General features: G+C 38.0%; 25 protein-coding genes. 6 read left to right on the top strand and 19 right to left on the bottom strand.

From position 1 onward, the window contains the following. Nucleotides 1–14: 14 nt before the first annotated feature. The gene (locus BR30_RS35340; RefSeq protein ID WP_026566208.1) at nt 15–809 is read left to right on the top strand and encodes a PepSY domain-containing protein; all 795 of its coding nucleotides are present in this window, start codon (nt 15–17) and stop codon (nt 807–809) included. A 126-nt stretch (nt 810–935) separates the two neighbouring features. After that, nucleotides 936–1517, top strand: a complete 582-nt coding sequence (locus BR30_RS35335; protein ID WP_026566207.1) for a PepSY domain-containing protein — start codon at nt 936–938, stop codon at nt 1515–1517. Between the two features lie 189 nt (nt 1518–1706). Here the strand turns inward: BR30_RS35335 and BR30_RS0118120 are convergent, their stop codons facing one another. From BR30_RS0118120 to BR30_RS0118110, 3 genes are all read right to left on the bottom strand, one after another. Next, entirely contained in the window at nt 1707–1901 is a 195-nt protein-coding gene (locus BR30_RS0118120) for an IDEAL domain-containing protein (RefSeq protein WP_026566206.1), read from the bottom strand. A 167-nt stretch (nt 1902–2068) separates the two neighbouring features. After that, nucleotides 2069–2911 (bottom strand): ABC transporter permease subunit, encoded by an 843-nt coding sequence (locus BR30_RS0118115; RefSeq protein WP_026566205.1) that lies wholly within the window; start codon nt 2909–2911, stop codon nt 2069–2071. Further along, a complete protein-coding gene (locus tag BR30_RS0118110) occupies nt 2904–3812 on the bottom strand; it encodes an ABC transporter ATP-binding protein (protein WP_035445731.1) in 909 nt (302 codons plus the stop codon). Before BR30_RS0118110 ends, BR30_RS0118115 begins: the two co-directional genes overlap by 8 nt. Before the next feature lie 266 nt (nt 3813–4078). On the opposite strand from BR30_RS0118110, the gene BR30_RS0118105 reads away from it, so the two are divergent. Continuing rightward, nucleotides 4079–4927 (top strand): alpha/beta fold hydrolase, encoded by an 849-nt coding sequence (locus BR30_RS0118105; RefSeq protein WP_026566203.1) that lies wholly within the window; start codon nt 4079–4081, stop codon nt 4925–4927. A 76-nt stretch (nt 4928–5003) separates the two neighbouring features. Here BR30_RS0118105 and BR30_RS0118100 read toward each other — a convergent pair whose 3' ends face one another. Then, entirely contained in the window at nt 5004–5603 is a 600-nt protein-coding gene (locus tag BR30_RS0118100; protein WP_026566202.1) for a response regulator transcription factor, read from the bottom strand. Further along, on the bottom strand, nt 5596–6738 hold the full coding sequence (locus BR30_RS0118095) for a sensor histidine kinase (RefSeq protein WP_026566201.1): 1143 nt from the start codon (nt 6736–6738) through the stop codon (nt 5596–5598). The genes BR30_RS0118100 and BR30_RS0118095 overlap by 8 nt, the downstream gene beginning before the upstream one ends. Nucleotides 6739–7019: 281 nt before the next feature. Between BR30_RS0118095 and BR30_RS0118090 the strand changes: the two genes are divergently transcribed. Continuing rightward, nucleotides 7020–7802, top strand: a complete 783-nt coding sequence (locus BR30_RS0118090) for an alpha/beta fold hydrolase (RefSeq protein ID WP_035445730.1) — start codon at nt 7020–7022, stop codon at nt 7800–7802. Between the two features lie 72 nt (nt 7803–7874). Here the strand turns inward: BR30_RS0118090 and BR30_RS0118085 are convergent, their stop codons facing one another. The 5 genes from BR30_RS0118085 to BR30_RS38010 are packed head-to-tail and all read right to left on the bottom strand — an operon-like array spanning nt 7875 to nt 10842. Next, nucleotides 7875–8945 (bottom strand): alpha/beta fold hydrolase, encoded by a 1071-nt coding sequence (locus BR30_RS0118085; protein WP_051633675.1) that lies wholly within the window; start codon nt 8943–8945, stop codon nt 7875–7877. A gap of 20 nt (nt 8946–8965) precedes the next feature. Continuing rightward, entirely contained in the window at nt 8966–9532 is a 567-nt protein-coding gene (locus BR30_RS0118080) for a poly(R)-hydroxyalkanoic acid synthase subunit PhaR (RefSeq protein ID WP_026566198.1), read from the bottom strand. 22 nt (nt 9533–9554) lie between these two features. Beyond that, entirely contained in the window at nt 9555–10178 is a 624-nt protein-coding gene (locus tag BR30_RS0118075; protein ID WP_026566197.1) for a hypothetical protein, read from the bottom strand. Next, nucleotides 10168–10635, bottom strand: coding sequence for a hypothetical protein (locus tag BR30_RS0118070; protein WP_026566196.1), 468 nt, complete (start codon nt 10633–10635; stop codon nt 10168–10170). The genes BR30_RS0118075 and BR30_RS0118070 overlap by 11 nt, the downstream gene beginning before the upstream one ends. Nucleotides 10636–10680: 45 nt before the next feature. Continuing rightward, nucleotides 10681–10842, bottom strand: a complete 162-nt coding sequence (locus BR30_RS38010; RefSeq protein WP_231507747.1) for a hypothetical protein — start codon at nt 10840–10842, stop codon at nt 10681–10683. Between the two features lie 131 nt (nt 10843–10973). Between BR30_RS38010 and BR30_RS0118060 the strand changes: the two genes are divergently transcribed. Continuing rightward, nucleotides 10974–11777, top strand: coding sequence for an alpha/beta fold hydrolase (locus BR30_RS0118060; protein ID WP_026566195.1), 804 nt, complete (start codon nt 10974–10976; stop codon nt 11775–11777). A 252-nt stretch (nt 11778–12029) separates the two neighbouring features. Here BR30_RS0118060 and BR30_RS0118055 read toward each other — a convergent pair whose 3' ends face one another. The 6 genes from BR30_RS0118055 to BR30_RS0118030 all read right to left on the bottom strand — a co-directional run bounded on the left by BR30_RS0118055 (nt 12030) and on the right by BR30_RS0118030 (nt 17913). Beyond that, on the bottom strand, nt 12030–12650 hold the full coding sequence (locus BR30_RS0118055; RefSeq protein ID WP_026566194.1) for a YitT family protein: 621 nt from the start codon (nt 12648–12650) through the stop codon (nt 12030–12032). A gap of 242 nt (nt 12651–12892) precedes the next feature. Beyond that, entirely contained in the window at nt 12893–14059 is a 1167-nt protein-coding gene (gene trpB / locus BR30_RS0118050; protein WP_026566193.1) for a tryptophan synthase subunit beta, read from the bottom strand. 182 nt (nt 14060–14241) lie between these two features. Beyond that, a complete protein-coding gene (locus BR30_RS0118045) occupies nt 14242–15435 on the bottom strand; it encodes an ABC transporter permease (RefSeq protein WP_026566192.1) in 1194 nt (397 codons plus the stop codon). After that, a complete protein-coding gene (locus BR30_RS0118040; protein WP_026566191.1) occupies nt 15432–16124 on the bottom strand; it encodes an ABC transporter ATP-binding protein in 693 nt (230 codons plus the stop codon). The genes BR30_RS0118045 and BR30_RS0118040 overlap by 4 nt, the downstream gene beginning before the upstream one ends. Continuing rightward, nucleotides 16121–17242 carry an efflux RND transporter periplasmic adaptor subunit gene (locus BR30_RS0118035; RefSeq protein ID WP_026566190.1) on the bottom strand — a complete coding sequence of 374 codons (1122 nt, stop codon included), beginning with the start codon at nt 17240–17242 and terminating at the stop codon, nt 16121–16123. The genes BR30_RS0118040 and BR30_RS0118035 overlap by 4 nt, the downstream gene beginning before the upstream one ends. Then, on the bottom strand, nt 17242–17913 hold the full coding sequence (locus tag BR30_RS0118030) for a YknW family membrane protein (protein WP_051633674.1): 672 nt from the start codon (nt 17911–17913) through the stop codon (nt 17242–17244). Before BR30_RS0118030 ends, BR30_RS0118035 begins: the two co-directional genes overlap by 1 nt. A 186-nt stretch (nt 17914–18099) precedes the next feature. Between BR30_RS0118030 and BR30_RS0118025 the strand changes: the two genes are divergently transcribed. Continuing rightward, on the top strand, nt 18100–19200 hold the full coding sequence (locus BR30_RS0118025) for an AI-2E family transporter (RefSeq protein ID WP_026566188.1): 1101 nt from the start codon (nt 18100–18102) through the stop codon (nt 19198–19200). Between the two features lie 91 nt (nt 19201–19291). Here BR30_RS0118025 and BR30_RS0118020 read toward each other — a convergent pair whose 3' ends face one another. From BR30_RS0118020 to BR30_RS0118010, 3 genes are all read right to left on the bottom strand, one after another. Beyond that, nucleotides 19292–19849, bottom strand: a complete 558-nt coding sequence (locus tag BR30_RS0118020) for a hypothetical protein (RefSeq protein ID WP_026566187.1) — start codon at nt 19847–19849, stop codon at nt 19292–19294. Between the two features lie 2 nt (nt 19850–19851). Continuing rightward, nucleotides 19852–20484, bottom strand: coding sequence for an SCO family protein (locus BR30_RS0118015; RefSeq protein ID WP_026566186.1), 633 nt, complete (start codon nt 20482–20484; stop codon nt 19852–19854). Between the two features lie 117 nt (nt 20485–20601). Further along, entirely contained in the window at nt 20602–22281 is a 1680-nt protein-coding gene (locus tag BR30_RS0118010) for a cbb3-type cytochrome c oxidase subunit I (RefSeq protein ID WP_026566185.1), read from the bottom strand. Nucleotides 22282–22289: the final 8 nt, after the last annotated feature.

The following is a 22289-nucleotide window of genomic DNA, read 5'->3' as shown; positions in this document are numbered from 1 at the left end:
GGTGAGGTGAAAACATGAAGAAAAAAACTGGGTTCTGGATGATAATTGGCTTTCTTATTTTTGCCTTTCTCATTTATTTTAGTTGGCAAATGTTCGGCCCGACCGAAGCATCGGCTGAAATTCTATCAAAACAGGCAGCACAAAAGCTTGTCCAGGACCGCTATCAGGGAACAGTTATTCAAATTAAGTTAACTGACCAGCAATACCATATAGATTTAGAGAAAAAGGATACTATTTATCAGATCGAACTAAATGCGATTTCTGGAAAAGTTCTGTCATTTGTCAAAAAAGAAACGAAGTCTCCACCTCTTAATCAACCAGAGGTTACATTTAAATCAGAAGATGAAATTAGAAAAATCATATTAGCCAAGGTAAAAGGAACGATTACATCATTTGAAAAAATAACCAGCGAGGACGAAACGATTTACAAGGCAGTCGTAAAAGAAGGAAATAATCAAACTACACTCACAGTGGATGCTCATACTGGAGAGATTCTCTCCTCAACTACTACACAAAATAATACTTCTTCCACTAAGAGACTTACTGAGGAAGAGGCCCGCAATATTGCAAAGAAACAAGTGAATGGGATTGTGGAACATATTTGGCTGGAAACAAAAGGCGAACAAACCTACTACCTTGTCGAAGTTGAGACTCAGGATGATAGAGAAGCAATTGTACAAATACATTCCATTACAGGCAATGTAATGTCCGTTTCATGGGACGATCGCAGCAGTGATGATGATGATGATGAAAAGAATGATGATTCTAAACAACGCGGCAAAGACGATAAAAAGGAAGACGATGACTAAAGTAAAGAACAGATAGTTTACACTAATGATAATTCTCATTAATTTCTAATGTTTTTCCCCCTTTTGCTCTAATCTTCACTGGATATTCTATAAGTGTAGTAAACAAACACAAAGGAGGAATTTTTAATGAAAAATAAATTTATTGTTGGTGCATTATCTGGGTTATTAATCTTGGGCGGGGCCGTTGCAGTGGGGGCTTCAAAAAATGATACACGAGCTGAGGATTCTATCCATCAGGAAGATAAAAAAATAAGTACAAATGTTAATGGAAATGACCAAGGCAAAACAACTATTAAAGTGGAAACTGATGACAGCAAAAGTACAGCAGCAACTAATCCTAATTTTATTACGGCGGAAAAAGCAAGAGAGATTGCAATTAGTGAAGTAAATGGAACAGTAGTTGAAATTGAACAAGAATTAGAGCATGGTAGAATGGAATATAAAGTTGAGCTAAACACGAGCACGGGTGAAGCAGAGGTAAGGATCGATGCTGAATCCGGAAAAGTAGTTAGAGTTGAGCGCGATGATGATAACGGCGATGACGATAACAAAGCCGATGACGGTACTCATCAAAATAGACATAGCGGCGATGATGATACCAAAGCGGATGACGGTACTCATCAAAATAGACACAGCGGTGATGACGATAATAAAGCTGATGACGGCGCTCATCAAAACAGACATAGCGGCGATGACGATAATAACTGAGATGATCACTTGTGAGGAATTCCCCAATAAAGGAACCTATCCAATTGGATTGGTTCCTTGTTTATTGAAACATTTATAAAAATTAGATTTTATTCAAGGACACCTATTTATATGTAAACAGAAAGAAGCCCATCCATGTATATTGGATAGGCTTCTTTTTTAAAGAATGGAATCCCGTTAATCGATAACTTAAGAAATCTTTTTTAGCTCTTCTGTTAATTTTAGGAATAACTCCTTATCCCCGTGTAGTAATGTGTGGTCGATTTCCTTGCGGATTTTCTCCCTTCTAAACTCTAGCAGGGCATTATTTAGAAACATTTCTGCAACAACAGCATCTGTATTCTCATCCGAATGTTGTGGTGAATTAAGTAATTTCTTTTCCATGGAAATCAACTCCTTACGTTTTTTCTAATTATACAGTTAGTTTTCTAAAAATTCAAACATTTTTATTTAAAATAATAAAAAAATTTTGCAAAAATGTTTAAAAAAGAATAATTGGTGTCAGGCACCACAAAAGGACAAATGTCCGCCTTGGGCAGACATTTTGGATTTTAGTGGATTTGGCTTTCAAATAGGGTGTTTCTTTGGTTGAATTTGGTGATTAGTTTAAGCAAGAGGCCATTGGCAATCAGTAAACCTACTCCAATTAAGAATAAGGTTAGTGGACTTAAGAAGAAAAGCCCACTAACTTGGCTGATAATAAGGCCGACTACTGGTAAAACCATAATTCCTCCAAATTGTTGAGCTTCTTGAAAAGATTTTACTCTAGCGGAAACTAGCACATTCAAAACAATATTAAAAATCACTAAGGCTGGAATCACCCAAAACATTAAAAGCATCCAGGTTGAATTCAAAAATAAAATTTCATTAAAAATTCGATAAGTAATTAGATTTACAATCACGGCATTAAGTAAAAAAGCCACAAACGTTATGAGAATAGTAGGGATAAAGGAAGCAATCACCTTGCCAAAAAACAATTCAGAAACAGTGATTGGAGCGAATAATAATGTTTCCAATGTGTTTCTTTCCTTCTCCCCTGCAAAGCTGTTCGACGAAGTGACCATAGAATTGATGATAGCAGTCATTAAGAAAAACGGGATAATCATAAAGTTTAAGAAAAAATAAACCGATTTGTAACCACGTGTTGGCAGTTCAGCTAGGGTATTTCTTAACTCTTCATTCGGAAAGTTCTTGATGATGGCATTGATTGGTTTTTCTAGATCCTTTGAGGATTCCCCAATCAATTCTGTATTTAGACCAACATAAGCAAATATTGCAGGGAGTAAAATGCATAGAAATAAAGGAAGGATGATCATTGGTACCCATATCTTTTTGGAAGAAAAAGTGTTCTTAATATCTTTTTGAGCGACGGTCGCAATAATGCTCTTATTCATGCTTTTCACCCCTTATTTTAAAATATAATGACTCCAAACTTCTATTGGTAATTTCACACGAATGGATCCACGTTTCGCTCAGAATACTCTTGAGTAGACCTGGAATTTCATTTTTTGAGGGAAGATTAAACTCGATATTATGCCGATCTTTTCTAATGTAAGTAAAGCCCCTATATGTATTGGAGTCGATTGGCAAGAGACCAGTTTCAACCAATAGAGTAACATCTGTTAAATATCGATCCTCTAATTCGCTTCTAGTTCCCTTCTCAACGATTTGACCATCTTTTAAAAACAGGAAAGTATCACAAATAGTCTCCAATTGATGCAAGACATGTGAACAGATGACAATCGTGATCTTTTCTTCCTTATTTACTTTTTTTAGGTAATGAATCACATCGTTTATCCCTTCAGGGTCTAACCCATTTGTGGGTTCATCCAGGAACAAAAGGGTAGGTTTATGTAGCAACGCCTTGGCAAGAGTAATTCTTTTTTTCATCCCCGTTGAAAACGTGCCCACCAATTGGTCCTTCTTCTCAATCATTTCAAATTGCTCCAGCAGATGAGTGATACGCTTTGGGTCATAAGCATTATAGATTTTAGAAAAAAAGACCAGATTGTCCCAGGCACTCATGTCATGGTACAAAGCGGCACTCTCCGTTACAATCCCCGCCCTCTTTCTGATTTCATCGCCCTCTGTTTGTGGATCATATCCCATTACCTTCATCTTACCGCTGGTAGCATTAATTACTCCATTTAACAAACGAATCATCGTTGTTTTCCCGGCTCCATTTGGTCCAAGGAGCCCAATAATACTACCTTCCTTAATCGAAAAAGAAACTCCCTTTAAAATATCACGCCCATTAAAAGCCTTATCCACATCAAACGCTTCAATAATTGACAACCCAAGTTCCCCCCTAATTTGGTGTCAGGCACCACAAAAAGACACTCTCTCCATTTGTCCACGACGGATGGATGCGGCACCAAAAATAACCATTTTTATTAAATTTTATCAGATTCTTATAGGTGGTTTGTACTGTTATTTTGAAATTTATATAAATTGCTGATATTTATGGGTTTTTCTTTTTGGCAATATTTTTTGTGTATGTACCGATATTTAGGGAACATTATACTCATCTATTTTATTAACGGAGTCGGTGAGAGATCTTGATGGAACAAACTGTCTTAGCAGGTTATCAATCAGTAAATAACATTAATGTTTATTATGAGTTTTATCCTAATCAAACATCTGAAAAAACGTTTGTTTTATTACATGGCTTCCTTTCTTCCACCTTCACATTTCGCCATTTAATTTCTTTATTGAAAAAGGAGTACCAGGTTCTTTCTATTGACCTTCCCCCATTTGGGAAAAGCGCTAAATGTAACCGCTATGTATATTCCTACAAGAATTTAGCCCAAACAGTAATCAATCTTACGGAATCATTAGGGCTTAAAAAAATGACGTTTATTGGTCATTCTATGGGGGGACAAATAGTCTTAAATATCCTCCATATGATGCCAGAGCTCGCGGACAAAGCTATACTTCTCTGCAGTTCATCTTATCTCAAACGCTCTAAATTGCCTTTGATTATTACAAGTTATTTACCCTATTTTCATCTTTTCGTAAAATATTGGTTTGCACGGACGGGGGTAAAGAAGAATCTTCAGGACGCACTTTATAATCACGCCATCATTAATGATGAAATGATTAACGGTTACTTACAACCGTTTTTAACAGATGAAATTTTTGTAGCTCTTACAAGGATGATTCGTGATCGCGAAGGAGACTTGCCTGCCCAAATTCTTAACCAAATAAAAACACCTTGTTTATTACTATGGGGGGATCATGATAAATCAATGCCCCTTAATATTGGTGAGAAGTTAAATAAGGATTTAACCAACTCAGAACTCATTGTTTTAAAAGATTCTGGACACGCCCTTCCTGAAGAACGTCCTAGAGAAGTTTTTGATTATATCAAAGGTTTTATTGATAAGTACCAAACGGCAGCTGAAGCCTAGCTGCTTTTTGGTAATGGATTGGGTCTTCCATGAAGAAACAAAAAATGAACGGTGCCTGACACCGTTCACTCACTCCTTATTTAAACCAGCCTTTTTCTTTGGATTGAGTAATCGCCTCGATACGGTTTTTTACTTCAAGTTTGTCGAGGATAATTGAGATGTAGTTTCTAACCGTTCCTGTCTTGATACTAAGCTCTTCTGCGATTTCCTTTGTATTTTTACCATCTGCAACGAGCTCCAACACTTCTTTTTCCCTGTCTGTTAATGGATTTTCCTCGCCATACACATCATCCATAAGTTCTGGTGCATAAATTCGTCTTCCTGACATTACACTACGGATAGAACTTGCCAGCTCTTCACTTGGACTGTCTTTTAACAAATACCCGTTCACACCTGCTTTCAACGCTCGTTGAAAGTAACCGGTTCTGGCAAAAGTAGTTAATATGATTACTTTACAGCCTAGGCCCTTTAGTTCTTCTGCTGCCTCTAGACCGCTCTTACCAGGCATTTCGATATCCATAATACAGACATCAGGCTGGAATTTTTTTACCAGTGATACGGCCTCTTCACCGTTTGATGCCTTTCCAACCACTTCCATGTCTTCTTCCAAGTTAAGAAGTGAACCAAAAGCGCCTAATAGCATTTGTTGATCTTCAGCAATCACGATTTTAATCATTTTTCTCCTCCTTTTCCATCCCTGGTTTAACATCGTTTGGTACTTTTATGATTAATGTGGTTCCTTCTTTTGTTACAATTTCTAGACTCCCATTAATAAATTCCAAGCGCTCTTTCATGCCAATCAGCCCATGGCCTCCTTGCATCGTCTCTTTCTCACACTTAAAAACTCCATCATCGCGAATGGTCATTACCAATTCCTGCATTGATTGAATAATGGTTATGCAGCAAGATTTCGCACCACTGTGTTTGACAACATTATTTACGGCTTCTTTCATACACATGCTTAGAATGTTCTCTGTTAGCAGCGTAACTTTTGCTGGAGTGAAATCTCCTTCACTGCTAAAATTAATTTCAGCTGCGTGAAGGATTTGTTCTACACGGACAATTTCGTCCCTTAGGCGGATTCCACGCATTGATGATACCATCTTACGTACCTCACTTAATGCGGTTCGGGCTGTTTGCTGCACATCCTTTAATTCATTTCGTGCTTGATCCGGATCCTTTGAAATTAACTTTCGGGCCAAATCCGTTTTCAACCCAATAAGTGAAAGCTTTTGTCCGAGAGTATCATGAAGGTCCCGAGCGATCCGCTGCCTTTCCTCTATTTTAACTAACTCTGAAATCCGTTTGTTTGCATCCAGTAACTTTTCTTCTAACTGACCTCTTTCCTTCCTGTTATGGATGCTAAACGGGAGGAGGATGACACTAATCCAGATGATAATGACAAAGGGCAATTGCTGAAGAAATAATTTTTCTTGCATGACAATACTGAAGTTAATGGAAACTGATGTACTAAACAAATGAATAAAATACAAAGTTAAAAAGGCAATTCTTTCTTTAATATTGCCGATAAAATAAGCAAGAAAAAAAGCAAAATAAACATAGCTGAAAAGACTCGTTGCAGTGATAGAAATCCCAATCAGAATCAACGTCCATAAATAGACAGGCCAGCCTTTAGAAATAAACGCGATTCGGTAAAGAATAAAGAACAATAATGTGAGTAATATCCCCACAACTATTTCAATGGTTGAGGGGGATTGAAAAATAAAGTAAAACGGTAAAATGCCAAGAACCGTCCAAATATACGGAGCAATTCCATTATTTTTTTGAAATGTCAGATACTTTTTTATCATTAGGGAACCTCATTTTCACTTAACATCCTTATTCTTTTTATCATAACTCAAAACTGCCTAGTTTTACTCCAATACAACACCAATTTAGCTAAAAACTTTCTCCTCTTTAAACTCGACCATGGTTTTCAATTGAGACAAGGAAATCTGATATATGTGCTTTACACCCATATGTAATATTTTCCCACAATTACATATATAATAAAATAATCATACTTTTATACCCGTTTACACCATTCAAATATTGGAAATAACAGTTGTTATTATACAACTAGGAGGAATGAATGTTGAGTGAAATATTCAAAAGTTACTCCGGAGTTCCTTATTTGCGGCTTGGTGCAGGTGAGCCTTTAGTTTTTATTCACGGTCTAGGTGAAGTAAAGGAGGGATGGGCAAATCAGTATGAATTTGCGAATCAGTATGACTTAATCATCCCTGATTTACGGGGACATGGAGATTACACTGCACCTGGGGAGATATCTATACAAAACTTTGCCTATGATGTTATTAATTTATTAAAAGAGCTGGGAATTGAAAGTGCACACATATGCGGGTTATCAATGGGGGGAATGGTTGCACAAGAAATTTATCGTCAAGCACCTGGAATGTGTCAATCTTTGATGTTAGTGAGTACTTTCCATTATGCTCCAAAGCTACTCGGAAAGCTTATTATTAATTTCAGGAAAGCCCTAGGAGAAAATAAATCTCCTGAAGCGGTCACAGAAAGGTCTGCGAAGGTTTGTCTTTATTCATGGAGCAAGGAAAATATCGAGACCTTCTCCAAATTTTACAAACCAAACCGTAAATTCTTTTTTAAATCCATGGAGGCTTGTTTACAAGTAAATAACTTAACCTTACTCCCACAGATTAAAGTGCCAACCTTAATTATTGGCGGTCAATACGATTCAGTTATTCCTGTTTGGATTCAGTACTTAATGCATAAACAAATTCGTCACTCTGAGTTTGTCATTTTCAGGAACACTGGCCATGTTGCTAAATTGGAGGCAAAGGATGAATTCAACAAAGTTCTGAGAACATTTTTAAACAAACATAAAAGAGCAAGTTAGGAGTAGAGGGATCAACCTTCCTCTCCTAACCTGCCCTACTGAAAAATATATTTTCCTTTCCCCACACTATATTTAAGAAAGAGGATTGGAACGACTAGATGCCCATTGATCAACAATTCCTGCAAATAAACCAGTTAATGCAAGACCAACATGCCCTGATTCAACACAAACATACGTTTTGTCTTCACTCGATACTAAATCCATAATTGGTTTACTTTGCTCTTCTAAAACTAAATTGTCTCTAGACCCTGAGACTACGAATAGATTGGCACGAATATTTTTCAAATCGGCCGGTTTATTTCCAACCATTAACTCCCCTTTAACCAGCTTGTTACCTTTAACTAATTCATTTACAAATTGTTTAAAGGCCTCCCCAGCAAAAGGTACTTGATCAAGTGTCCATTTATTCATCCGACGCCATTTTTCAACATAACGGTGATCGTGGGCCCTATTTAAGAGCATGGTATAATTGGTAAAATAGATTGGCGATCCAATAGCTCTAAACATCAATTCCACATATTTAGGGGGAACAACCCCATAAACATCCAGAAAATGATCGATGTTAAAATCTCCATTTTCAAGACCTTCTACCCATTTTTCTGGCCCCACAAACGTACTGAAATCAATAGGAACCGTAGCTACGATTAAATTTCTTATTGGTTCTTCGGCTACAGATGCGTAGATAGAGGCAATCGTACCGCCTAAACAATATCCAAAGAGTGTAATTTCCTCCGCTTCAGAATGGCGAATTGCCCTCTTAACAGCCGTTTTTAAATATTTCTCGACATAAGTATCGATACCAATCTTTTTGTCTTCATAGCCTGGTGTACCCCAATCCAATAAATACACTTCATAGCCCATTTCAGTTAAGTTTTTTATCACACTTTTCTTTGGGTCAATATCTAAAATGTATGGTTTATTAAAAAGCGAATACACAAAAAATAATGGAATCTCATACTTTTTCTGTCGGGCAGGGTAATGCCATAAAACTGATTTATTCTTTCTCCATACTTTCGTCCTTGGAGTCTGACCAACCTTGGGTTCAGGTTCAGATAAAAGTTTAACCACATTCGCCCAGCGGTCCATTTCTTTTTGAAAATCAAATTCTGGAATGCTCCCCTTGAACGGTGCTTCTGTTGCCAAGCTCACCCCTCCCTTTCATTTTATTTCGATGTCCCTGATCCGGCTAAGTCTGGTGCCACTTCTTTGTCCTTTTCAAGAAGACCTTTTAATGACTCAAACTCTTCTTTAAAGTTAGTTAATTTCATTAACTCAAACTTCATTTCTTGGAGTTCGGCCTTTAATTCTTTGGTCTCTATTTGCTCTTTTTTTGTTTTTACTAACTCTGTTTTAAGCTGCTTTGTTAATTTAATAATTTCTTTTGAAATTTCCACAACGCTCTCGATTTCTCTCGTTTGTGACTTCATGGAATCCTGCAAACCCCAGATTTGTCCCTCAAGAGCCTCAATTTTTTCCTCGGCTTGGACCGTTAAGGTTACAACGTTAGCAATATCATTTTTCGTTGGTAGATTTAATACACTCGCAAGTGTTTCCTGATTCTTTTTGAGTGCCTCAAGATAGCGAGAATTAATTTCCGTTCCGGTATTAGACATTTTTATGAAATCCTTGTTATCCGTCCAATGATAGATAAAGTCATTTATATATTTTTCCCATAAAAGACTAAGCTTATAAAAAGATTCAAATGGATCGTAAGTTTCTTTATCCGACATTACTTCCACTCCTATATTTTCATTATTTAGATTGCTCGTTGACGTTCTTCATATAATTTTGAAATGGCATAATCGCAGATTTTACTTGCTTAGCAAACATATTTACAAATACTTTTTGATTTTCATATAAAACATTGCTTGTTTGCTTAACACTCTCAATATATTTTTCTCTGCCATTTTTTCGATAAGCGATATACTGTTCAACGGTTTCTACATATTTATCTAAGGCATCTAATTGTCCTGTTATTAATGCTTGAGTTGGGGTTAATAATAAATGAGCTGTTTTATTTTGAATGTCCTCAACAACTTTGTTAATTTCTTCATATGATTTCACAGGAAAGAACTGCTGTAGTGGAGTAGTTGTCATAAGTAATTCTTCGCGCGCTGCCTTCTCCCACTCTTTCAGTTCCAACCCAAATTGCGCAGAAATGGTGAGGGCATTTTCCTGATTCTGTTTAAGCTTTTCCACGTAGTTCTTGAATGCTTCCCAAAAAAGTGTATCTCGTTTATTTAAGCAATCTTCCCAAGCATCTAATTCTTTAAATCCTAACTTCCAAAGAAGATCTAAGCTTGAAGCATCTTGTTCCTCGTCAACCTCTACTTCTTGATTTTCTAATTCTAATACTTTTTTAGTTTTATTCGTCATGTTTATTCTCCTCCAAATTCAATTCAAATAATTGTTTTAACTCTATTAACTCTTCTTCCAAGCTTTTTAGTTTACAAGTGTGGATTTCCCCTGCTTCCTTTTCCAAAATGGCTTGCAAGGCTCCCCATGATTCACGAATCATTTTTAGCTTGTTCCGATTCTCTTTCTGTCTTTTGTTCATCCAATAAATGGATTCATCTAAAAGATCTAACTTTTCCTCATAATCTACGATTCTTACAGAAATAGCACTTATTTCATCTTTATTTGCCAGGCCAAGCTGATTTAACCTTCTGGTTATTAATCTTTTGCGAATTTTTAACTGCTTCACATGTGCTTCCATAGCATTTCCAAATGCAATGGTGAATTTTCTATTATTTGTGCAGGCATGGATTCTCTTATTCATTTCTGTTTCTATTTTTTTATAAAACGAATCTCTATCTTGATGTGTGGACTCCATGTACATCCCTCTTAATTAACTAGTCAGTGTCAGTATCTACTTATTTCACTGTACACTGGCAGTTGTCCAGCCGTCAACAACTAGTACATGGCCATAAACATAGTTAGAAGCATTTGAGGCTAAAAATAGTGCTGGACCATAATTTTTCCAACAGCCAGTAAAAATTGGAAAACCGCTTTTAAGTTGATATCCATTACCTTGTCCCATTTATCTTCAGACATGTCTAGAGCAGGTACTCCCCAGCTAGTACCGGATTTTTCCTCCCTTCTTCCATGTTCTTTCCTTAGTTAAATTATCATATAATTTACCGTTACTTTTAAAAAAGGAGGATTGAATTAATGCCAATAGCTACTGGGAATGGTATCAATCTTTATTATGAGGTTCACGGAGAGGGTGAACCATTGCTTTTAATAATGGGGTTATCACTAAATTCTAAATCTTGGTTCAGGACTCTCCCTGCTCTCAGTGAGCACTTTAAAGTAATTATTTTTGATAATCGCGGGACAGGTCTTAGTGACAAACCAAATTCCCCCTTTTCAATCGAGAAAATGGCTGAAGATGCTATATGCGTCTTGGATGCTGCCGGAGTAGAATCAGCCCACATCTATGGCATTTCTATGGGTGGGATGATTGCCCAAAGATTAGCACTATTGTATCCTTCAAGGGTCCGTTCTCTTGTCTTAGGTTGTACAACCTCTGGGGGCGTGACTCATGTCCAACCTAGTGCAGAAGTCTCAATGCTGATGCTTTCAAGGGGTTCTGCTGTTGCAACACCCGAAGAAATGGCTTGGGCTACCGCTCCAATCCTATACAGTCAATCATTTATAGAAAACCAACGGGAATTAGTAGCTGAGGACATACAAAGAAGAATAGAGATACCTGTTCTCCCTTACGCCTATATTCTTCAGCTTCAAGCCTGCTTAGCTCACGATACCTCCAACGAGATTGACCAAATCAAATGTCCTGTCTTGGTTATTCATGGAGATGAAGATAAATTGGTTCCCTATCAAAATGGGGTAACCTTAGCAGAGAAAATTCCGAATGCTGAATTTTTGACAATTAAAGGTGCTGGCCACATTTATGTAACCGAGGCAAATGACTTAGTAAATGAAAGAGTAGTAGAATTTTTAGAAAATCAATAATGATTAAAAAAAATGCCCATTCACTAACTGAATGGGCATTTTTCATAAAATAAGACATGCTGCCTACTTTAAGCTTTTACCTTAGCAATCTCTTTATCTCGAAGTACTCTTCTAAGCAATTTCCCTACAGATGATTTTGGTAATTCAGCAAGGATTTCAACTTCTTTTGGCTCCTAGTAAGGTGCAAGGTTATCCTTCGCAAAGTGAATGACTTCTTCTATAGAAAGTCAGCCAACTAGCAGAAAGTGCATATTACTGGATCTGAATAGAGAGATCAATCGTTCGATAGGCTATAAGAAAGGTTGCTAAAGAGTAAATGGCCTCACTTAACCCAAAGATGAAAATGGAACTACCGAAAATGAATACATTAAATAACAAGATAATTTGTCCAATCGAAAAAGGAGAATGTTTACTAAATAAGATAGCTATCACTTCTGTTCCATCAAAACATCCACCGAATCGAATCGTTATGCCGACACCCAGTCCTAAACTTATTCCGCCAAGGACAATTACTAGAAGTGGATTGGTGGTGAGGACTGGAAGTGAATCGAATATAGAGGTTTCAAACGAAAGAATGAGGATGGCAAATAAGCTGAGCAAAAGAAACCTTCTTCCCAGAAACCGATATGCAAGGAGGAAAAAAGGGGTGTTTAATACCAACAAAAACAACCCTATTTCTTCTTTTGTAATATGAGCAAGTAGGATACTTATGCCAATGATTCCTCCATCAATCACATGATTTTCTACCAAAAATAATTGTAAGGATAAGGACACAAGTGTAGCACCCAAAAAAATAAATAATAGCCGTTTATAAAAAGAACTTGCCCCTGCTCTGCTTAAGTCAATATAAAAGTTCATTTTGCTCCTTATCATACATGTCCCCTTTTTAAGCTAAATTCCATAGATTGTTTGTGTTTAAAATATATTCAATTAACCCGAGAAACATTCTCTAAACCCCCGATACTAAAAAGAGCCACTCGTACAAATTGATAATTTATACGAGCGGCTCTTTACATGGTGTCAGGCACCATTACGCCTGTGAAGTAAAGGACTGCTTCCCCCTCGAAAAAACACAAAAGGACGAGCCATTTATCGACTTGTCCTTATCAATTTTATTATTTTTTCAACATCTTAAATACTTGCTCAACATCCTTATCACCGCGTCCTGATAAGTTAACAATTAGTACATCTTCGTTAGATAATTCTTTCGCAAGCTTAATAGCATATGCGACGGCATGAGAACTTTCTAACGCTGGGATTATTCCTTCCGTCTTGCTTAACAATAAAAATGCCTCTAGGGCTTCTTGCCCAGTCACTGTAACATACTCTGCTCGCCCACTAGTTTTCAAATGGCTGTGCTCAGGACCAACACCTGGATAATCCAGCCCTGCAGCAATCGAGTACGTTGGTTTTGGCTCTCCGTTTTCATCAAGTAATGTTAAACATTTAAAGCCATGAATCACCGCTGGAATTCCTTCCGTCAAAGTTGGTGCCTCAGCTGGTTCGACCCCAATTAAGCGCACGCCTTTTTCGTCAATATAATGGGCAAAAGCACCAATGGCATTGCTGCCACCTCCAGCACACGCAATCACCGCTGTTGGAAGCTTTCCTTCCTTTTCAATGATCTGCTGTTTCGATTCCTCGCTGATAATTGCCTGGAAGTGCTTGACCATTGTCGGATAAGGATGTGGTCCTACGGCAGACCCTAATAAATAAAAGGTATTTTTATAGTTTTGCACCAAATCACCCAAAGCTTCATCTACAGCATCCTTTAAACGCCCCTGGCCTTTATCAACAGGGACAACTTTCGCACCTAATAATTCCATTCGGAAGACATTGAGCGCTTGGCGTTCCGTATCTAGTTTACCCATATAAATAATGCATTCCATCCCAAACATGGCACATGCGGTTGCTGTGGCCACACCATGCTGTCCTGCTCCCGTTTCAGCGATAATTCGCTTGGCACCCATTCGTTTTGCTAAAAGAATCTGGCCAATGGCATTATTAATTTTGTGTGCGCCCGTATGGTTTAAATCTTCTCGTTTCAGATATATTTTTGCCCCTTGATTTTGTTTGGTTAAATTTTCTGCAAACGTTAATGGATTCTCCCTGCCTACATATTCTTTTAAGTAGTATTTGAATTCCGCTATAAATTCAGGGTCATCCTTATAACGATTAAATTGCTCTTCTAATTCGTTCATTACCACTTGCAAATCCTCGGGAACAAAACTTCCGCCAAACTCTCCAAAATAACCTTTGCTCTCTACACTTAGTCTCTCCATGCTCATCTCGACTCCTTCAATTACTATTATTCTAATTCAAACTTTTCACAAATAATTATCTGAATATTCCTGTAATTATATTATCACATTACCCATAATCTGCAAACAGATAACTATACGGCAATAACAGGAAAAAGCCTACACCTTCGTGTAGACCCTTGATCTAGTTTTCTAATCTTTCCTTATTCATATCTCAGGGAATCTATCGGGTCAAGTTTAGAAGCCTTATTTGCTGGAAGAAGTCCAAAGACTACACCAATAACCATCGAAAACAATACTCCGCCTAAGACCACTTGCCAAGACACTAAGGATGGCCAACCGGCAAAAAAACTGACCACTGTCGATGTTCCCCAGCCAAGCAAAATCCCGAGTATACCGCCTATGAAGGTCAGTGTCATCGATTCAATTAAAAATTGAGTCAGCACCTGGCCTCGTGTAGCGCCTAACGCCATACGAATCCCGATTTCCCTTGTTCTTTCGGTCACGGATACGAGCATGATATTCATGACACCAATTCCACCAACAAATAATGAGATTCCTGCTATACTCCCGATAATTAATGTCATGATTTTTGTAATTTGTCCTACCCCTTGAGCGATTTCTTCCATATTGATAACTTGGTAGGATTTTTCAGTATTATGCAGATTATTTAGCAACTTAGCAGCCTTTTTACCAGCTACCTGCAGTTGTTCAGCTGACGCTGCTTGCAGAGTTACTTGGGTAAAATCACTGCTTCCGTAGATGGTTTTCCACGTTTGGAAAGGCAGATATACCTCCATTGACCCGAATGATAGAAGTCCAGTTGGTTTCTCTAAAACCCCAATGATTTCAATCGGTTGATTGGCAACCATAACAACCTTACCAACTGGATTTTCCCCTTTAAATAGTTCCTCTTGCAATTTATTACTGACTAGTGCTGCACGGCGGCCGCCAAGAAAATCAGAGGCTGAAAAATTCCTTCCCTTAGCAACTTCCAACTCATTTAATTTTATATAGGCCTGATTAATTCCAGTCGAAGAGGCATCCACAGTATCCTTTTGAAATTTAACAGAAGACAATTTGGTGCTTGATGCCACGACACTTTTAATTTCTGAAATTTGGTCCAGCGCTCTGATATCCTCTTGTTTGAACGGGGCTTGCTGAAATATATTAGGGTTCGCGCGTATTTCTTCATCGGAAGGCTGATAAAATAACTCAATCGTATTCCCTGGACCGGTAATTTGTGATTTCAGCATCGCTTCCCCGCCCTGTCCGATAGCCACGACAATGATAACAGCACCCACCCCAATAATAATCCCAAGCATCGTTAGAATACTCCGCATCTTGTGGGCTTTTAGTGAACTTAGAGCCATCATAAGATTTTCCATAAAACTCATACGACTGGCCCCCTAACATCCACGGAAGGAGAGTGAATCATACCATCCCTTACCAGGATTGTTCTGTTCGCATACTCTGCAACTTCTGATTCATGGGTAACAGTAATGATTGTAACTCCTTCATCATTCAATTCTCTAAATTGTTCCATAATGTCCTTGCTTGTTTTCGAATCAAGGGCACCTGTGGGTTCATCTGCAAGAATAATCTTAGGTGTATTGACAATGGCTCTCGCTATAGCAACCCGTTGCTTCTGTCCTCCAGATAGAGCATTAGGAAGATGATTCATTCGGTCCGCAAGACCTACTTTCTTTAATGCCTCTTCTGCACGGGCCTGGCGCTCTTTTTTGGAGATTCCTGCATAAATCATTGGTAATTCAACATTTTTTAAGGCCGTCAAACGCGGGAGCAAATGAAACTGCTGAAAAACAAAGCCAATCGATTGATTTCTAACCCTAGCCAATTCCTTCTCATTATAATGAGAGACATTTTCCCCGCCAAGATAATACTCTCCAGCAGTTGGTTTATCCAAACAGCCAATAATATTCATTAAGGTTGACTTTCCTGAGCCAGATGGACCCATAATGGCAGCAAATTCACCTTCACGAATCGATAGACTGATACCATTTAGGACAGGCACACTTTCTTTCCCCAATAAAAACGATCTAAAGATGGATTCAAGCTGGATCATTTAACTGTCACTTCCGACCCATCCTTTATTTTGTCAGGTCCATTAATGATAACTTTGTCTCCATTTGTAACACCTTCAAGGATTTCAATCTTCTTTCCTGATGTAATACCCGTTTTGACATTCTGTTTGTGGGCCTTTCCATTTTTGACAAGATATACAAAGGGTCGATCCCCCTCATCAAATAAAGCATCGAGCGGCAGGACCAGCGCTGTCTTTTTATCTGTTTCTATCTCCATAATGACTTGGAAACCTGGCTTTAACGTTTTTGTGTCACCGGAAATCTTTACTGTGACAGGATACTGTACAGCCTGTGTACCATTTTGCAAACTGGCTTGGTTCTGTTCTGGCAAAATAGATGTCTTTGTAATTTCACCCAGCCACTCTTTGCCTGGCAACGCCTCTGATTTGATGATCACTCTTTGACCTTTGCTAACTTTAAGCGTATCGTATTCTGACAGTAGTCCTAAAGCTGTCATCCCTGCTAATTTCCCGATATGTATAACTGGCTCGTTTGCTGCATCAAGCGATGTTGCTGGCTTTTTGGCTGTTAAAACAATACCAGCCATTGTACTCTTAATCTCTAATTCGTCCTGTCGTTTACTTATCAGATTTTTTTGAAGCTCTGTTTGTTTAAGCTCGATGTTAGCTAGCTTCTTTTCCATCTCAAGCTGTTCAAATTCTGGAGAAAGCTGTTTCTTCGCTTCCTTTTTTCCAACCTGCTCCTCTAACGTCTTTTCTTTATCTTCGAGTTGCTCTAATTTCTTTTCGATTTGGTTTATTTTTAAATTAGCAGATTCGACCGCTAATTTATTCTGCTCAATCTCCAACTCAAGCTGAGGATTTTCTAATTTGACCAAGACAGCACCTTTCTTGACCGTCTGTCCTTCTTTGACCAGCAATTTCTTGATTTCCCCTTTGTCTGGTGTCGCATATACAATTTGTTCTTGAGGGAGCTTCACTGTTCCTGGAATCATTAAGAGAGAGGAGATTTCCTCTTGGCTGATTTCCGTGGTCTTAACGGAAGGCCCCTTTGCAAGGACCTGCCGATAGACACTTACAGAAATCATCATGATAATTAAAAAAATTACACCTATACTAATCCAAATTTTCTTCTTCATTATAGCTTCGGCGCTCCCTGTAAAAGGGTACCGACCAAAGCAAATCCAATACTAACTACGAAGAAAATCACCGCAATTGTCCATGCCAGCCCCTTAGAAATTTGCGCTGTTTTATGAAGTCCCAAGGCAGTCAAAATAGCGGACCAGATCCCAAATACCTCGATGGAACCTAAAACACCAGCTTTATCCTGATTGAGAAGCCCTGCCAAACTAGTAATATATATTTCTGGATCCCCGCCGATGGCATATCTGATTCCCATATTCAATATAAGTCCTACTGCCCCGATAATCATGATAAAAGTATTCATAGATAATAATTGTTTAAAAGAAACAGTGGAACTAGCGATTTTTGCAATCGCTAATTGAATAGCACTGCTAACTAAAACACCTATAATAGGCGTAATGATGCCCGTAACTGCAACCGTTACCTTTGTAATGGTTAACACCAAATCAACTTGATCTTCTGGCACTCCTTGAGCAATTAAAGTAGCTGCGTCTAGTGATAGTGCCATAAACGCCATCCCAATGGCATAAAGGATACTAATAATAGTTAGTGGTACCCAAATTTTCGGACTTTGCTTAATCCGCTCAAACTGTACCCCTGGACTCGTAAACATTCCTAATAACCTAGGATTCTCTTTTTGTATATTTACATCTGTTTGCAATTCCATATCTAACACCCCTTCTCTCCATTAATGTAAATTATTCCATTTAAGTATACGACAAACTAAGCCGAAAGTTTCATTTTTTTCAAAATACCCTTCTGGTGCCTGACACCAAAGAAATACTATTATTTGTCTTCTATTCCAAGTTTTTGATATAATTTTATTTATACTATTTGAAAAAAGGGGAATGTAATGTCAAAAAGAAAATTCCAATATGGGTTAATCCAGATCCTTCTAATATTAACCATCATCTTTGTTTCAACAAAGATTTCATTTTTATTTATGCCGATCGGTATCTTTTTCTCTACTCTTTTTTTCCCAATTCTGATTACGGGATTTCTCTTTTTCTTACTAAATCCAATCGTAAATTTTCTTCAGCGCCAAAAAGTGCCAAGAATTCTTGCCATCCTAATCATTTATGTAGTGTTTATTGGTATTCTTGTTTTAGCGATTGGCAACCTGGTTCCTGCCATCACAGAACAATTTACCGCACTTGCGAATGCACTTCCTGATTATGCCAACAAGACCTTGCAGTATTTTGATAAGCTATCCCGAAGTTCTGAATTCAAATGGATCATGGAAGAGCAAAATGATCTTTTGGAAACCGGTAAAGAAAAATTGATAGCCTATGCAAATACCTTGCCGGACAGGATCACTGGCGGTATTACGAATATCCTTGGTGTGTTTGCCAATATTGCTGTCATTCTAGCTACCGTTCCATTTTTACTGTTCTATATGTTTAAGGACGGACATAAGTTCCCTAGGGCTGTAACTAAATTCCTTCCTATTTCATATCGAGAAGCAGGATTGCTTATGTTGAAAGAGACAGGTGAGACACTTTCCTCCTATATTCAAGGACAAGTTATTGTTGCCCTGTCTGTAGGAACACTTGCTTTTATTGGATACCTGATTATTGATCTGCCATTTGCGCTAGTTATGGCATTAATTGTGGCGTTTACCAACATCATTCCTTATGTCGGCCCCATTCTAGGCGGTGCACCCGCTGTGATCGTTGCTTTATTTGATTCGCCGACAAAAGCATTATTAGTTATTTTGATTATTGTGATTGCCCAGCAAGTGGAAGGGAATGTTTTATCTCCGCTCATCCTTGGAAAATCACTTGATACCCACCCAGCGACAATCATTATCGTCTTGCTCGCTGCCGGAAATTTAGCTGGCATCTTGGGAATGGTTTTGGCAGTACCGTTTTATGCTGTAGTCAAGACCATCGTTTTAAATGTAATCAAGTTTCTGCAGGCTCGAAAAAGGGCAACCCTTTCAAACGAACCATAAGAGTCTCTAAAAAAATATCGAATGCAAAAAACTGTTAGGATCAATGTCCCTAACAGTTTTTTTTATGTTTTTATGCGTGAATCACAAAAAGTTACTCGTATTTCTTTGGATCAACAAAAGCAATATAGAGCAAATAAATGACCATACAGATTGCGGTTGTTATAAATCCCCAGCCTAGGGTAATTTGTTCAATAATTAAATAGTTGTTACATAATTGCACGGGGGAATCGATATATAACCACCCCATAGCGGAAAATATGATAATAAAAAAATAAAAAGTGATATTTTTATCACGAGGCTTAAGCATTTTCCAACTAACCCTTAGTGGGATCCCTGCCAGTAAGGGTAAACTAATAAATTTAAACACTTCCATACTCTGTGAAGTTAATGCTTCATCCATTGACCTTGGCAGTGTCCAATAAGTGACGATGATGACAAACAAGATGATTCCTGGTATTCCATTTCCGTTCCATTTTTCAAAAAAGCGTGGGAATTGTAATTGAAAAATACGGGCAAGGAGAAATCCAGTAAAAATTAACATAGGCATTTGCATATGCATGTGAATAATCATGACTGATTCCATTAAGTTTGCCACAGGAGGCAGTGCAAGGAATAGGAGGATCAATAAGCCATATAGTGATTGCTTCATAACTATTCCCCCGCTTCCTTGTCAAGAATACCTGTAAGCTTTTTAGCAGCTTCATCAGTCTTTTTGTAATCTAAAACATTTAGAAGTCTGCCTTTTTTATCAACTATATAAAAAGCCGAATTATGGGTAAAATTACCATATTCATCAGGAATGACAATAACACCAAATGCTTTTAACAATGCATCTAATTCTCTTTGATTTGCTATTCTTGCCATCCTCCATGTTTCACCATCACTATTAAAATAGCCTCGGTATTTTTCCAACGTGGCTGGGTCATCCCTAGAAGGATCGAAGCTGATACTTAAAAAGACAATATCTTTGCCCATATATTTGCTTGGTACCTTATCATAAACCTTCGACATATTCATTTCTAATTGAGGACAAACAGTTGTACAGGATGTATACAGAAAGGTAATAAATACATATTTACCCTCAAATTCAGAAATAGAATATTCCCTCCCTTTGCTATCCTCAAAAGTTACGTCAGGGAATTTGGGTTTATCGTCAATTAGTTCCTTTACCCGCGCAGTTTCTGCCGTGAAGGCTGTGAAACCATCTGTTCCGAAATAAAACAGCACACAGCCAAATAAGATAACAAGCAAACACGCAAATGTATTATGTCTATTTTTGATCATGAAGATCACTTCCCAAATCTATTTTTTGAAGTATAAAGAGATAGCCCTAGCAAACGAGCTATCTCTTTATTTGAAAACTGTCTAGCTACAGCGCCAAGGGCTTTTAGCTTTTCGTAATCACCATGTTTTAAACGGTGGTGAACCAGGAGGTGCATTGACGATAAATTCCGTTAATGGGATAACATAGGCCATCGCCACAACTAATAACATGACAACAATCCATAGGCCCCAACGCTCTGTCCAATATGGTGTTGTGGTTGCATTTTCTTCTTCTTCTGCAATCGGAAATTCTGTTTCACCTTTTGGTGCAAAGAACATCATATTAACTACAGCATACACTTGAAGAATGACACCGATAATTAACAGTGTTCCTCCCACAGCTAAGCACATTAAATACGGATCCCAGCTTAATGCTGTTGCATTATCACCGTAGGTTGTATAGGAAGTTCTTCGCGGAGAACCAAGTAATCCAACCCAATGCATAGCACCTGACATAAATATCATACCGACTGTCCAGATCCAAGTTTGAATAACACCTAATCTATTTATTTGTGGAGTTAAAACACGTTTTGAAATATACGGAACTAGCCAATAACTAATTCCAAAGAAAGTCATTACAACTGACATTCCTAGTGTTAAATGGAAATGCCCAACAATCCACATGGTATTATGAACGACCTGGTCTAGCTGGTTCGTACTTTGAGCAATCCCGCCTGCACCTGCTGGAATAAAGGCAACCATTGCAATAAATGGTGCTAGGAAACGAACATCTCCCCATGGCATTTTCTGATACCAGCCAATTAGACCTTTTCCACCTTGTTTCCTGGCAGTCCGCTCAAATACAGCAAACATAGCGAATGCAGTCATTAATGATGGGAAACCAATTGCTAAACTCATAAATACATGCATAAATTTAACTGCTTCTGAAATTCCTGGGTCGATAATCTGATGATGGAATCCACCAGTGATGTTCATTACAACTAAGGCGATAATAACAACACGTGTTAATGTATCACTCCAACGTTTTCCACCGATAATTTTTGGTACAACAGCATACCATGCAGACACGGCCGTTAAATACCAAATATTTACCAGCGTATGTCCAAACGCCCAAAATAGTGTCCGAGCAACCATGACATTGATTGTTTCAACCCAGCCAAAGGCCCATGGAATAATTGTTAAAACTTCTATTGCAACTGGGATTAGAGCAAAGAACAAAAGGATGAACACGCCCGTTGCAAAGTAGGCAAGAATAGGAACATGTTGCCCTTTGTTGTTTTTTCTCCAATTGGCGACATTGATAAACGCCCCAATGCAGCACATCCAAACACCTAAAGCTATGAAGACTAACCCAATATAGAAGGCCGGATGAGCTGCCATCGGCGGATAAAATGTATACATAACTGATGCTTCGTTCATTAGAATGGGCACTATACATAAAACAAAGCCGACAATCTTGATTCCAAAACCAATCCAAGCAATCTTCCTTACTCTTGGCAGCAGCCCCCCTAAAGTATGGGAAAGTGATGCATAAAAATATCCAATCGTAAAGAAGGCAGTTAAGACAACAACTAATAATAAACCATGTGCTGTTAATACTTGATAATAGTTAAGCCATGATGGCAATTCTAAAAGTCCTGACCTATTTAGTCCTTGCAGCAGTCCTAATATTCCGCCCAGAAGTAATGCTGTAAAAGCTACAAAGATATATGTTTTTGTTAAAATGGCATCTTCCCTACTGATACCCATTACTTTATTTGCTCTATCTTTGAGTGTATGTGATTTTGCTGTTTGCATTTTCTTTC

The sequence above is a fragment of the Bacillus sp. UNC41MFS5 genome (assembly GCF_000686805.1).
The sequence above is the reverse complement of the archived record's forward strand: the minus strand, read 5'-3'. Positions and strand labels throughout refer to the sequence as shown.